This window comes from Alphaproteobacteria bacterium (assembly GCA_016870095.1).
Taxonomy (GTDB): Bacteria; Pseudomonadota; Alphaproteobacteria; order Paracaedibacterales; family VGCI01; genus VGCI01.
This window is the reverse complement of the sequence record VGCI01000013.1, coordinates 1-13,731: the sequence shown is the minus strand read 5'-3', so window position 1 is coordinate 13,731 and position 13,731 is coordinate 1. Positions and strand designations below refer to the sequence as shown.

Genomic DNA, 13,731 nt, shown 5'->3' with positions numbered 1-13,731 from the left:
TCAAATATAATTCTTCTAGTTATATGCTTTTAATTCTAAATTCTCCTCTAAGATTCTTTTCAATATAGCCCATTTGCATTAAATCAGATCAAAATGAGTCAAAGATTTTAGAGCGTTAAGAGAGTCTAATAAATAATCATATGTAAAACAGTATACAAATTAGACTACTATTTTTCACCATTTGCTTCCGATATGCTTCCGGAAATTTTTTGAGGGATTTACAAAAACTCCGAGATCCGCAGTTTTCATGGTGGGCCCTGTTGGATTCGAACCAACGACCCTCTGATTAAAAGTCACACGGTTTTGACTTTCTCAAATTTTCTAATCCAATAAAAATCTTTACAAAATCTAGCAAAATAGATACCTTCATTTTGATACAATTTTATGGATTTATCTCATAATAGCTGCCTAAAGTATACCCGGCGTATCCCCAGGTATACCCAGAAAGCCCCTGATTATGCTCAGGAAGTCGAAAAATGTGAAGAAGGGAGAAAGATGAAAATGCAGGATAATAGCTTTAACTTCACAAAGAAAAGTCTGGATGCTCTGCCTTTGCCCAACAAGGGGAAACGGCTTTACGTTTACGACACCTACGTTAGGGGCCTTGAGCTCATGGTAACGGAACATGGGTCCAAATCTTATAAGGTCTATCGAAAATTTAATGATAAGCCCGTTCGCATTACTCTTGGTAAATATTCTGAGTTATCAGTCGAAGAAGCTCGAGATAAGGCACGCACTACCATTTCGGAGATGATCAAGGGAAAAAACCCCAATGTTGAAAAGAAAAAGCTACGGGCTGAGACAACATTGAAAGAGATGTTTTCTTTGTATATGGAAAGACATAGCAAACCCCATAAGAGAACCTGGCAAGATGATGAGAGAGACATACCCAGATTTATTGGGCACTGGTTTCAAAGAAAGCTCTCTGCAATTACCAAGCAGGACATTCAAGCTCTTCATGAAAGAATTGGGAAAGAAAATGGACTGTATCAAGCAAACCGGCTTTTAGCAAGAATCTGCATTCTTTACAACAAAGCGATTGAATGGGGTTGGGAAGGCACAAATCCAGCCCAAGGAGTCAAGAAATTCAAAGAAAAGACAAGGGATCGTTTTCTTCACCCTGATGAACTGCCAAGGTTTTTTGAAAGCTTAGATCAAGAACCAAACGACACCATTCGTGATTATGTTTACATATCTCTTTTTACGGGAGTTAGGCAGGCTAATGTGTTAGCCATGCGATGGGAAGATATCCATTTTGATCGGAAGGAATGGCTCGTACCAGAAACCAAGAATGGAGAACCTTTACGCGTTCATCTGATCGATACGGTGATTGGTATTTTGAAGACGCGTCTAAAAAATTACGGCAAAAAAGATTGGGTTTTTGAAGGTTCGGGAAAAACAGGCCATATGGTGGAACCCAAAGCAGGATGGAAAAGAATATTGCAAAGAGTTGGCATAAAAGATTTAAGGATTCACGATCTCAGACGAACTTTGGGAAGCTGGCAAGCAGCGACAGGATCAAACAGCTTTATGATTGGTCGAAGCCTAGGTCATAAGACCACTCAATCGACAGCTGTCTATGCGCGGTTAAATCTTGATCCTGTCAGAGACTCTGTGGAGAAAGCAACGCAAGCAATGTTGCAGATTATGAGGAAGGTTGAGGAAGATGAGCCAATTGAAGCAGCATAATTATTTTCATTACTTTGAGAGGTTCTTTGATCGCGCATCCTAAAATCTAGGCGACAGGCGCGACAATGCGACAACCTCTTAAGGATGCAATGTAATCCGTTGTAATCCTCACATCTGAAAATTAAATTTGTCGCATTTCATTCTGCGACATGTTGCGACAAATGGGAGATTAAATGAGAGATAATGGCCCCTGCCAATTAGTCATATTTTTTGTTCCTTTTAGAACGAGAGTCTTAATTGGATTTCATGGATAGGGTGCGTGCACCAACGCGATGCTGCAAAGGCAACTTATAAGTGCGCACTTTGAAATTCTTCAAAGAGGACGTTGGATTAAATTTCACGCTAAGATGGTCTATTTGAATTTACTAAAAAACTAAAGCATTCAAAAAATGGATTTCAATAAATCTCGTTACATCGTCCTTCTTTCTCAATAGATTACCTAAACGACATCCTGCATTTCGGGATTTTTTCATACTGTAGATATCGGGAGATGTAAACGCGAAAAATAAAACCGAGTTAACCCATATTTTTATAAATTCACATGAATCAAAACATACCGGGACCAAACAGTACTCCTTTTAAGGACTTTTATTTATTTTTTTTAAGAACATCCATATTGACGAGGCAAGAGCGACTCCCCCCTTTTGGGTTTTCTTCTCTTAACCTTTTCACAACGGTAATGATCTCTGAGGCCGCTTGTTCAACGTCCTGCTCTGTTGTAAAGCGCCCCACGCTTAAGCGAACGTTTGCAGGAGGAAGGGTACCTTCACGGTCAAGTGCTCGGAGAACGTGAGATGGTTCCATTTTGGCTGACGTACAAGCTGACCCGACGGAGACGGCAATACCCGTAAGGTTTGCTAAAAGAGGCTTGCTATTAACCCCTTCAATACTAATATTCAAATTTCCAGGAAGCCTTGCCTCAAGATCACCATTCACAACGAAACCTGGAAGATTGCCCTGAAATAAAGCAAGAAATTTATTCCGCAAAGCTAAAAGCTGGTTAGATTCAGATGATAGGTTCTCGCAGGCAATACGGGAAGCTTCTCCCAAACCAACACATAAAGGCGTTGGAAGAGTGCCTGGCCTTAAGTGCCTTTCCTGTCCGCCACCATATACCAGAGGGAGAATGGTAACGCCGTTCCTAATATAAAGAGCCCCCACGCCTTTAGGTCCATAAATTTTATGGCCAGAAATACTTAAAAGATCAATATCATCCTTTTTTGCATCTAGCGGGATTTTGCCAAAGGCTTGAGCAGCATCCGTATGAAAAAGAGCGCCGTGCTTATGGGCGAGCTTGGAAATGTCTCTTATGGGCTGCAGGACACCAATTTCGTTATTTGCCGCCATAACAGATACGAGAGCTGTTTTTGAAGAAAGGGCTTTCTCTAGCTCCTCTATTTTTATGATGCCATTTTTCTGTACAGGAAGGAGGATAATCTTAAATCCTTCCTTTTCGAGTTCTTTCAAAGGCCCTAAAACAGACTTGTGTTCCGTTGTAATGCTAATTATTTCAGACTTTCCTTGACCTTTCAATGCCCTGCAAGCCCCGAGTATTGCTAGATTGTTTGCCTCCGTTGCCCCAGAAGTAAAAATAATTTCTTCTGGATAAGCATTGATAACTTTTGCAATTTGACTTCGAGCTTGCTCAATAGCCTTATGAGCTTGGGTGCCATAAATATGAGTCGTTGAATGTGGATTTCCAAATTCTTTGGTAAAATAAGGAGACATCACTTCAAACACCCTTGGATCGACAGGGGTGGAGGCTTGGTAATCTAAATAAATAGGTGCAGAATAAGTATTTGCAATGAAAAGGATAAAGTTGAGTAAAGTATAAATCATATAAGTTTTTTTCAATTGAGTTTCCCTCCTCATAATTTTTCTATAGCTTAACAGATTTAGCCTATTTAATCATCGCACATTTCAAATTGTGCTTTTCAACGAACTCAGAAAAACTCTATAGAAAAGATTTTTTCCAAACTCAACTGCAAGAAGATAAGTAGCCACAATGGCGAGCAAAATCATAAAAAATGACAAAGGTATTTGAACAAAACTAAAGAAAGTTCCTAATACCGAATAGGGAAGGGTAATGCCCATAGCCAAGGCAATAACAGAAAAAAAGATGAGACAATAATGAGGCGTGCTTCTTAAAAATATGTGCCTGCTCCTGATGATATAAACGACAAAAATTTGGGTAGCAAGGGACTCCATAAACCAACCTGTGCGGAATAAACTTTGGTTGCCTTGAAAAAGAAAAAGTAAGATATAAAAGGTTCCAATGTCAAAAAGAGAGCTGATGGGCCCTATGAATCCCATAAACTTGTTAATAAGTGAAACATCCCACTTTGACGGCCGAACCAGTAATTCTGAATCAACGTTGTCAAATGGTAAACCCAAACCCGCAATATCATATAGCAGATTGTTAAGTAGGATTTGGATTGGAAGCATGGGCAAGAACGGTAAAAGAAGGGAAGCCACAACCATACTCACCATATTTCCGAAGTTGGCGCTGGTTGCCATTAGGGAATACTTCATGATATTTGCAAAAGTTTTTCTACCTTCTAGAACACCTTGATGGATAACGCTTAAGTCTTTTTCTAAAAGGATGAATGATGCGGCCTCTTTAGCCACATCAACAGCATTATCAACGGAGATGCTGACATTTGCGTGATGCAAAGCGGATGTATCATTAATTCCATCTCCCATAAATCCAACGATATTCCCTTGTAATTTCAAGAGATGAACTATTCTTCTTTTTTGATCAGGGGTTACCCGACAAAAAAGATTTGTGTTCTTGATCTTTGCTATCAGTGCAGTATCTGTCATTTCGTGTAATTGTGTATTGGTCAACATTCCTCTGATAGGAATATCTAACTGTTTGCAAAGGTTTTTGGTTACCAACTCATTATCCTCTGTAATGATTTTAAGTGTAATACCGCTTGCTTGTAGCGCCTTCAGAGCCTGCTTTGCACTTTCTTTTGGTCGGTCAGAGAAGAATAGAAATCCGCAAAATATAAGATCTTTTTCGTCCGTTAGTGTAATTTCAGTGTACTCAGGTGGCTTTCGTTGCCAGCTAACACCCAGGACTCTTAAGCCCTGTTCGCTTAGGTGACGAAATTGGTTAATAATTTTTTCTCTATCTTGATGGTTTAAGGGGCGTGAGGTTTCACGACTGCTCTCTTCAATAAATGAAGAAGCTTCAAGGATATCTTCCAAAGGGCCTTTTAAAATTAAAACCTTCGTTATTCCGTCGCCGAGCAGAACAGATATACGACGGTGCTGAAAATCAAAGGGAAGTTCATCAATTTTGGTCCATAATTTTGTATCTATTGAAGCATGATGCATAATGGCCTGATCGAGGGGACTCTTATAGCCTGTCTCAAAGAAACTATTTAAGTAAGCAAGTTCAAAACAACGTTGATTTGGAAGGCCCTGAGCATTGGTGTAACCTACCACGTCTAAAGCACCTTCAGTAAGAGTGCCAGTCTTATCTGTACAAAGTACATTCATACTTCCAAGGTCATAGATAGAAGAAATTTTTTTAACAATCAGCTTTGATCTGGCCATAAGCCGCGCTCCTCGAGCTAAGCAAACAGACACGATCATTGGCATGAATTCAGGCGTCATCCCTACGCCCAAAGCAAGTGAAAACAATAAGGATTCAAGCCAAGGACGATGTAAATAAAGATTGATTGTAAGTGTCCCTAGCACCATGAGAAGGGTTAGCTTCATAATAAATAGCCCGTATTTATTCATATCTTGCAGAAATACAGAGGTTTGTCGCGGACTAATGAGTGTTTGAGCCATTGCTCCTAGAAACGTATTCTTACCTGTCCGGCATATTAAAACCTCAGCTGTACCACTAATTACAGCAGAACCCATGAACACTGTTGAAAAGGAGTCGTTGAGATCTTGAATATTTTCGGGTTCTTCCCATGCACTCTTAGAGAGAGGTAGGCTCTCACCTGTAATGCATGACTGATCAACAAACAGATCTTTCGCAGCTAAAATTCGCCCATCGCCTGGTACAAGATCTCCTGCACTTAAGACGACCACATCACCAGGAACAATTGCTTCAGTTAAAATTTCAGATATCACGCTATTACGTAATACCTGAGTTCGCAAAGCTACCGATGCTTTCAGGAGTTCTGCTTGGTGCAATGCTATATATTCCTGAGAAACTCCAATAATTGTGCTTATAGATACAATGAGAAAGATGATGAGAAAGCTGGCAATATCTCCTACCATGCCAGTAAGAGATGCACAGATCAACAACATAAGCAAGAAAGGATTCTTAAATTGACCAAGCATCACAAACAAGAAAAGATTCCTTGATTTTGCATGAAAAGTATTTAATCCATAATTTTTTAAACGTAATTTTGCTTGCTTGGATGAAATCCCCTTTTGGGAGCTTTTGAGTTCAACGAATAACTGACCAAGAGATTTACTCCAAATCTCTTCCTCGGGGAGCCATCCTTTATGATCTATATGCTGTTTTTTTGCTTCATTCATGAGTCCAGTTGCTTATCTTGTGACGGTATCTATCATTATGTATGCATTCATGTACATAGATAGGTGAATTCACTTTTAATTTTAACGTATTTTGTTTTTTATAGTTGGTTATGTTACAATTTGTTAAAATAAAGCTTACTATTAAGCTCTTATCAGAAATACCTCTCTAAACGCAAACCATCGTTGAACTTTGTTTCTAGAGTTCTAAATATATTAAATATTGGAGGTACCACGATAGGTGCATCAATGTCTCAGCAGTTAAGAAAGATACCTTTCCAACTTTGGGTTCTAGGGATAGCTGATGCGCTTCTTAATATATCGGCAGCCATGATTTTTACGATATCCGGCCCCTTCATGAAGGAAGTTTTGAAGTCAAGCCTGGTTTCTATGGGGATACTGGAAGGGTTGGTTGAACTTACTTCATGGACTGCACGACTTATTTCTGGAATTCTCAGCGACTATTTAAAAAATCGCAAAGCCCTTATGGTTTTAGGATATCTTGTGGTAATTTTAAGTCGTCCTATTTTAGCTTTAGCAACCAGCGTTCACACGGTTTTATTGGGAAGGTCTTTTGATCGTATTGGCAAAGGCATACAAGCCAGTCCCAGAGAAGCAATGGTCGCTGAAATTTCACCACCCGAGCTCAGAGGTGCCTGTTTTGGGCTAAGACACTCTCTAGGCATGATAGGTTCCATGATCGGTGCATTTCTCGTCTTTTATGTTATGAGAGTTACTCAATGTAATTATCGCATGATCTTTTGGGTATCATCCATTCCAGCTTTGTTAGCTATCTTGTTCTTAATTTTAAGTGTCCATGAGGTAAAGCAGCCAGAAATTAAAAATCGCAAGATATCCTTAAAACCCAGAGAGCTATTGGCCCTCGGTAAGGGATATTGGGCTATTGTCATAGTGAGTGTTTTCTTTATGTTATGTAGAAGTAGCGAAGTTTTTATAGCCCTCAGAGCTTTAGAATTTGGGATGGCTATAGAATTAATTCCTTTTATAATGATGACTTATAATCTTTCCGAAGCTGCAATATCCTATCCCATTGGTAGGCTATCCGATTATGTCGGACGTCCCTTCTGTATTGCTCTGTCTATCATTTTTTTATCCATGGCAAACTTTTTTATAGGTAGTGCAGACAGAAATGAAATAATTTTCCTGGGGGCTTTTTTATGGGGGATACAGCGAGGAATTGGCCATAGCATTTTTCTATCTTGGGTGGGCGATAAGGCATTACCTCATCTTCGAGCAACAGCCTATGGCACTTTCTATCTGATCAGCGGTATGTCTCTGTTTTTTGCTAACTTAATAACAGGTATAATTATAAACTATACCAGCTATAAAACTCTTTACATGGGTCATGCTTTGTTGGGGTTTTTACCATTAATAAGTCTTATATTATTTATTGGGAAAGAAAGATTGAAAAATTGTTTATAGGTTAATAAACGAGCCCTTCATAACAGATGGGAGATAGTTTTGATCTTTAAATATGGCCAGATGTTTTTCTAAATATTTTTACGAACAACAGTTACTATGACGCTCTTATACTTCATTATATATTATATTCTCTTGCTTTTCAAATTAAAAAAAGAACCAAAATTAACGAAGCTCTTCATCGTCACTTTGGTATAATCATGCTGTCATTTATGTAGATGAATCGAAAAAATGTGAGGTCGTAAAAAGAAATAAATAACCATATATAACATTATAGAGAAGAGGAAATTGTCATGACGAAACTTTCTTTAATGCCTAGGGTTTTTGGCTCAAATTCAGAACCATTTAGAGAATTCAGCCGGGATCTCGAAAAATTGGAAAAATCCTTTAATGATTTTTGGAGAGGGGCTCCACTTATGTCTTGGACGAAAGAAGGAGGATTGCTGCCCAATGTTGATATTATTGAGCATGATAAAGAAATTCAAATTATTGCTGATCTCCCAGGTTTAAAAGAAGAAGATATTAATATTGAGATCAACAATGGAATTCTTACCCTTAGAGGGGAAAAAAAAGAAGAAAAAGAAGAAAAGCGCAGTAATTATTATTTATCTGAACGCTCTAGCACCTCCTTTAATCGTACCTTTCAACTTCCAACAGCAGTTGATGAAAATAATGTCAATGCCAGTCTAGAAGATGGTGTACTAAAAATTATTCTTCCTAAATCTACGGAAAAAGATAAACAAATAAAAAGGATTGAAATTAAACGAAAATAGAAAAGGAGAACGTCATGACTATACCAACTTCACCTCTTAAAACAGACATCCAAGACGCGCTCGAGTTTGAACCAGGGCTTAAATCCCACAATATCATGATTAGCGTTGAAAACGGGATTGTGACGTTGACAGGAAGCGTTGAGAATTATTATGAAAAATTCTTAGCGGAAAAAACCGTAAAAAATATTCAAGGCGTAAAGGGAGTTATTGAAGAGCTCCAAGTCAAGTTTGGGGAATCTTTGCAACGCAGCGATGAAGAAATAGCCAAAGCAGCTATACGCACTTTAGAATGGGATTCTTCCCTTCCCCGAGATAAAGTAAAAATTGTTGTAGAGCATGGTGTAGTCACTCTTAGTGGTGAAGTTGAGTGGCAATATCAACGTGATAGAGCTTATCAAAATGTAAAGTATCTTTTTGGCGTTAAGAATGTCATCAATACAATCTTTTTAAAGCCTCCAACCACTATAAAACCGGAACAAGTCTCTAAGAAAATTTTATCAGAATTTCAAAGGAGCGCTACGCTAGATGCTCGTAATATCCACATAAATACCCAAGGGAGTAAGGTTATCCTAAAAGGCACAGTTCAATCCTGGGCTGAATTTGAAGAAGCACGACATGCGGCATGGTCAGTGCCAGGTGTAACTGAGGTTGATTCTGGTGAACTAGATATTAATATTTATTAATAAAAATTTACCGCTTCCTAAGCTCAATTAAAGGTGTTGAAAAGTTTAAAGGGGGGAAAGAGAAAGTAGCTGTGTACAAGAGGATCGCAAGAGCTCGTTAAAAAATTTTAGGAGTGACTTCCATGATAAATTTAGATGCGCTTTCTTCTTATGATCCCTTCAATGATCCTGAATATATGTCAGAGCAAATGCTGTGTTATTTTAAGGATAAGCTCGAAAAGATGCACAAGCAAGTTCTTGCGAAAGAGGAAGCAATCTCTTTGAGTCTGACTGAGGCTCCCAACCGAGAGCCTGACCCCGTGGATCAAGGCACCAATGAAGGGCTGCATAATAGAGATTTTATGTTTCAAGAACATGAAGACCAGGTGCGCCATGAAATCGAATTAGGGTTAGAGCGTATTAATGAGGGAATTTATGGTTACTGTGAGGAGACAGGTGAACCTATCGGAGTAAAGCGTCTTCTGGCTGTTCCTTACACACGCTATTGTTTCAAAGCCCAAGATTTTAAAGAACGTAAGATGAAGAAAATAATTAAGAGGTAAAAATGAAGCCAAACTTAATTATCTTTGACTTTGATGGTGTTCTTGTAAATACACAAGAAGCCGTAAACAAAATTGAATGGCAGTACCTTTCGCAGCATGGTATGAAGATGACATTTGCACACTTTGCAAAAAAGTTTTCTGGTGCAACAGCATTTTCGATTATTGAAGCTCTTAAAAAAAAGAAAAATATTACGCTTTCAAAGAGTTCTGGACAATTTGCAGAAGAAATTGACGAGATTGTTCTTACCAAGCTTTCCAGTCAAAAAATTGAGGCATTTGCAGGCGTAAAAAAGGTTCTACAGAACCTTCCCTTTAAAAAATGTGTTGCCTCAAATTGTTCTTTGAGAATTTTACGTATCTTGCTGACTACGAGTACTCTCCTTGCCTATTTTAATAGCAATATCTTTAGCGCCGATATGGTTAGGAGACCAAAGCCTTATCCTGATCTTTTCCTCTTTGCGGCGCATTCTATGGGTGTAGAGCCTGGTCAATGCTTAGTCATTGAAGATAGTGTAGTTGGCATTAAGGCAGCTGTTGCAGCTGGCATGAAAGCTTGGGGGTTTTTAGGAGGACATCATTTCAAATCTGAAACGGCTGATCAGCTTTTAAAGTACGGTGCAGAACGAACTTTCGCAAAAATGAACAATCTTGTTAATCTTTTAAATAAGGAGAACACTATGCTTACTTCATCAGCAAATGAATCAGATTTTTCATGGCAACGTATGAATATGGTCAAATCCCAGATTGAGTTGCGAGGAATTAAGGATAAGCGTGTATTGAAGAGCATGAAAATGGTTCCTCGTCATCTTTTTGTTCCCGATGGTTTAAAAGATAGGGCCTATACTGATTCACCCTTACCAATTGGGTATGAGCAAACAATCTCACAGCCATATATTGTTGCTTTCATGTGTGAGGCTGCTTGTATTTCCCCTCAGGAAAAGGTTCTAGAAATCGGAACAGGCTCAGGCTATCAAGCAGCTGTTTTAAGCTTGCTCGCTCAGAAAGTTTACACAATCGAAATAGTTGTGTCCCTTGGTAAACTAGCCCAAGAGCATCTTGAAGATTTAGGCTATAAGAATGTGCACGTAAAAATTGGAGATGGATATTCTGGATGGCCAGAGCATGCTCCTTATGACGCTATTCTTATCACTGCCGCTGCGGAAAAGGTTCCTCAGCCTCTGATTGATCAACTTACGGTGAATGGGCGGTTAATTATGCCCTTAGGAAGTGGCTATGATCAACAACTTGTCCGCTTTATTAAAACGAAAACAGGCTTAAAAAAAGAACTGCTTGGCCCTGTTCTTTTTGTTCCTTTTCAAAGAGATCCACTTTAGACTTGGAAAATTTTAATCTAGCAGAATGGGACATTTATTCTTTAGTGGCCAATGACCTCAGTAATTTTCTAGAACCAAAAAAGATGATAATATTTAAAAAAGACATATTATAATTTCTGATAAAGGCTATTTTGCCCATCTTAACCTTGAAGGACAACAAATGATCCCGAAGCTGTCTCATTATTCGAAACTATTTATCCCAAAGCTTTTTATATGCTTGCGGGAAGGATACTCTCTCAGCATTTTGCGAAAGGATATTCCCGCTGGTTTAACAGTTGCCATCATTTCATTTCCTCTGGCTATGGCTTTGGCAATTGCATCGGGTGTTTCTCCGGAACGTGGGCTATACACCGCAATTATCGCTGGATTCCTTATCTCATTCTTTGGGGGTAGTCGTCATCAAATTGGTGGACCAACAGGAGCTTTTGTTGTCATTATCTATGGCATTATCCAACAACATGGATATGACGGCCTTGCTATCGCCACACTGATGGCAGGGGCCATGCTCATCATCATGGGATTTGCTCAATTTGGAGCGATGATTAAATATATGCCCTATCCCCTGATTACAGGTTTTACCGCGGGTATTGCGGTTGTCATTTTCTCTCTTCAAGTCAAAGATTTTTTAGGTCTGTCAACTGGAGCACTCCCCAATGATTTTATTGATAAATGGCGAGTTTATTTCACTTCCATGCACACGATCCACTGGCCAACTCATGCTATTGGCTTTTTAACTTTAGGGATAATTTTGGGGATACGTAAGCATTATCCCCGTTGGCCAAGTTTTTTGATTGCAATCGTTATCTCTGCCACCCTTGTTTATTTTTTGGATCTCAACGTTGCCACAATTGGAGCGCGCTTTGGGGAATTACCCAACCATTTTCCAACGTTTTCCTTACCCAATCTGCCTTCATGGGATACAACGGTCATATTGATGCCTGCTGCTTTTACCATAGCCCTTCTTGCAGGAATGGAGTCTCTTTTATCTGCTGTTGTCGCTGATGGCATGACGGGAAGGAAACATAAATCAAATGTTGAACTCGTCGCCCAAGGCATTGCCAATATTGCATCCATTCTGGGGGGCGGTATTCCAGCCACAGGCGCCATTGCGCGCACGGCAACAAATATAAAATCAGGCGGACAAACACCGCTTTCAGGTCTATTCCATGCTGTTTTTGTTGCATCCTTTCTTATGATCTTGTCTCCCTTTGCTAAGTGGATTCCCCTAACAAGCCTGGCGGCGATTCTGATGATTATTGCTTGGAATATGAGTGAATCTCGGCATTTCCTCTATCTTATGCATGCGCCAAAAAGTGATCGCGCCATCCTTCTTACAACGTTCTTATTAACGATATTTGCAGATCTTGTCATTGCCATTCAAGTCGGCGTTGTGCTTGCAGCATTCCTATTTATGAAGCGAATGAGTGATGTAACGGAACTCAAGTATGGGCTGCCCCTGCTCCAAGAAGACCAAGACGATTTTGATGCCGTCATTGAGACCGTCCCTCATAACGTTATTCCCGAAGGCGTTGAAGTTTTTCAAATCAACGGACCCTTTTTCTTCGGCGCTACAACCATTTTAAATGATATTTTAAACCAAATTCAGAGACAAACACGTACCTTCATTTTAAGAATGCATAATGTCCCTTTCATCGATGCGTCAGGTGCACGTGCCTTGGAGGAATTTTTCTTACGATGTAGCAAAGTGGGTATCTCCACGATTCTTGTGGGTGTACAAAAACAACCATTGGCTACTCTTAATCAGCTCAACCTATTGGGTGAAGTGAAAATCGCAAAGTCATTAACTCATGCTCTTACCCTTTCTAATCAAGAAAAGTAGTATATTTTGTACTCATTTGTTTCATTACTTCAAATGAAACAGGGGGTGAGAGATTTCTCCATTTTATGGTAGGAATTCTTGTGTAAGATCTCCATTGTTTATCAAGGGATATCTTAAAGACAATGAGTATGCCACCTGCTTAAAAAGAAATGCAATAGCACCTCTTAGCCCTCTTTTAAAAACCCCTTTCCCCTCACACCTCCCTCACCAGCACATGATGAAACGTGCACCAATCGATGCACCATTTTCGCTTCAGGTAATCCAGATCAACGTTGGGGCTCAAGACGATGTACAGGGGCTTTTTATAATCACCCGCGCAAATCTCGATCAACGGCAGATTATCCTCCAACGCTTCCTGCATCGCATCGCACGGCTCCGTAGTGTGAGCATAGAGCGCGGCGACTCGTTTCGGTGGGTAGATCGTAAAACTCCAATTCATTTGACCAAGATCAGGTTGATCATCCACGAGCTTCGAGTTTTCAGTTGTGATGATATCCTTAAAGAATTCATCGAAACTCTCAAAGTACTCATCGGGCGTCCCATCTAAAGGCAGAACTTGTATCATTCGCTGTCTCCTTATCCTAATAATTGTCGGAGTGTGAATGCTTGAGAGCGCCTGCCTATTTGGATTTTGGGCATGATGAATCAACTTGCCGCGAAGGCAAAATCAACCAGATAAAAACAAGAATTACCCGAAGAGCTTCTCTCAAACATCACACAAAAGGAAGGAAAGCGAGACAGCGCCTCGCCTCCTTCAGATGAACGTGTTTAAGAGAGACGCACCTCTGGTGGCCCAAGTTTATGGGAGATTCTCTTGTTCTGTTCTTGGAAAATGCGCTCAGTATGAGCTAAGATGTCTTTAGCCATAATTAACCTCGTTCGTTAGTTGTGGTTAGTGGTGTCATCGTGTTAGTCGCACTTTGA

The 13,731-nt window shown here is 39.7% G+C and carries 10 protein-coding genes; 7 read left to right on the top strand and 3 right to left on the bottom strand.

All coding sequences use genetic code 11. The annotated features are described in order from the left end of the window. The first annotated feature begins 501 nt into the window (after positions 1–501). Positions 502–1,689 carry a DUF4102 domain-containing protein gene (locus FJX03_08185; GenBank protein MBM3633658.1) on the top strand — a complete coding sequence of 396 codons (1,188 nt, stop codon included), beginning with the start codon at positions 502–504 and terminating at the stop codon, positions 1,687–1,689. A gap of 588 nt (positions 1,690–2,277) precedes the next feature. Here FJX03_08185 and FJX03_08180 read toward each other — a convergent pair. Together FJX03_08180 and mgtA are read right to left on the bottom strand one after the other, a co-directional pair. Beyond that, positions 2,278–3,528 carry a cysteine desulfurase gene (locus FJX03_08180; protein MBM3633657.1) on the bottom strand — a complete coding sequence of 417 codons (1,251 nt, stop codon included), beginning with the start codon at positions 3,526–3,528 and terminating at the stop codon, positions 2,278–2,280. 81 nt (positions 3,529–3,609) lie between these two features. Then, positions 3,610–6,198: a magnesium-translocating P-type ATPase gene (gene mgtA, locus FJX03_08175; protein MBM3633656.1), complete on the bottom strand. Its 2,589-nt coding sequence runs from the start codon at positions 6,196–6,198 to the stop codon at positions 3,610–3,612. 246 nt (positions 6,199–6,444) lie between these two features. Here mgtA and FJX03_08170 point away from each other — a divergent pair, with 246 nt between their 5' ends. The 6 genes from FJX03_08170 (at position 6,445) to sulP (ending at position 12,807) form a co-directional block, all read left to right on the top strand. Further along, complete coding sequence (locus FJX03_08170) at positions 6,445–7,638, top strand: MFS transporter (GenBank protein MBM3633655.1); 1,194 nt, start codon at positions 6,445–6,447, stop codon at positions 7,636–7,638. Between the two features lie 290 nt (positions 7,639–7,928). After that, positions 7,929–8,408, top strand: coding sequence for an Hsp20/alpha crystallin family protein (locus FJX03_08165; protein ID MBM3633654.1), 480 nt, complete (start codon positions 7,929–7,931; stop codon positions 8,406–8,408). A 14-nt stretch (positions 8,409–8,422) separates the two neighbouring features. Beyond that, positions 8,423–9,091 carry a BON domain-containing protein gene (locus tag FJX03_08160; protein MBM3633653.1) on the top strand — a complete coding sequence of 223 codons (669 nt, stop codon included), beginning with the start codon at positions 8,423–8,425 and terminating at the stop codon, positions 9,089–9,091. Between the two features lie 122 nt (positions 9,092–9,213). Further along, the gene (locus tag FJX03_08155) at positions 9,214–9,633 is read left to right on the top strand and encodes a TraR/DksA family transcriptional regulator (protein MBM3633652.1); all 420 of its coding nucleotides are present in this window, start codon (positions 9,214–9,216) and stop codon (positions 9,631–9,633) included. A 2-nt stretch (positions 9,634–9,635) separates the two neighbouring features. Next, complete coding sequence (locus tag FJX03_08150) at positions 9,636–10,967, top strand: protein-L-isoaspartate(D-aspartate) O-methyltransferase (GenBank protein MBM3633651.1); 1,332 nt, start codon at positions 9,636–9,638, stop codon at positions 10,965–10,967. Positions 10,968–11,127: 160 nt separating this feature from the next. Further along, positions 11,128–12,807, top strand: a complete 1,680-nt coding sequence (gene sulP, locus FJX03_08145) for a sulfate permease (protein ID MBM3633650.1) — start codon at positions 11,128–11,130, stop codon at positions 12,805–12,807. Between the two features lie 193 nt (positions 12,808–13,000). Here the strand turns inward: sulP and FJX03_08140 are convergent, their stop codons facing one another. Further along, positions 13,001–13,372 carry a hypothetical protein gene (locus tag FJX03_08140; protein MBM3633649.1) on the bottom strand — a complete coding sequence of 124 codons (372 nt, stop codon included), beginning with the start codon at positions 13,370–13,372 and terminating at the stop codon, positions 13,001–13,003. Positions 13,373–13,731 lie beyond the last annotated feature (359 nt).

Coding starts and splice junctions, on each gene's coding strand:
- FJX03_08170 (MBM3633655.1), top strand. CDS start 6,445: ATGTCTCAGCAGTTAAGAAAGATACCTTTCCAACTTTGGGTTCTAGGG.
- FJX03_08185 (MBM3633658.1), top strand. CDS start 502: ATGCAGGATAATAGCTTTAACTTCACAAAGAAAAGTCTGGATGCTCTG.
- FJX03_08160 (MBM3633653.1), top strand. CDS start 8,423: ATGACTATACCAACTTCACCTCTTAAAACAGACATCCAAGACGCGCTC.
- FJX03_08165 (MBM3633654.1), top strand. CDS start 7,929: ATGACGAAACTTTCTTTAATGCCTAGGGTTTTTGGCTCAAATTCAGAA.
- FJX03_08155 (MBM3633652.1), top strand. CDS start 9,214: ATGATAAATTTAGATGCGCTTTCTTCTTATGATCCCTTCAATGATCCT.
- sulP (MBM3633650.1), top strand. CDS start 11,128: ATGATCCCGAAGCTGTCTCATTATTCGAAACTATTTATCCCAAAGCTT.
- FJX03_08150 (MBM3633651.1), top strand. CDS start 9,636: ATGAAGCCAAACTTAATTATCTTTGACTTTGATGGTGTTCTTGTAAAT.
- mgtA (MBM3633656.1), bottom strand. CDS start 6,198: ATGAATGAAGCAAAAAAACAGCATATAGATCATAAAGGATGGCTCCCC.
- FJX03_08180 (MBM3633657.1), bottom strand. CDS start 3,528: ATGATTTATACTTTACTCAACTTTATCCTTTTCATTGCAAATACTTAT.
- FJX03_08140 (MBM3633649.1), bottom strand. CDS start 13,372: ATGATACAAGTTCTGCCTTTAGATGGGACGCCCGATGAGTACTTTGAG.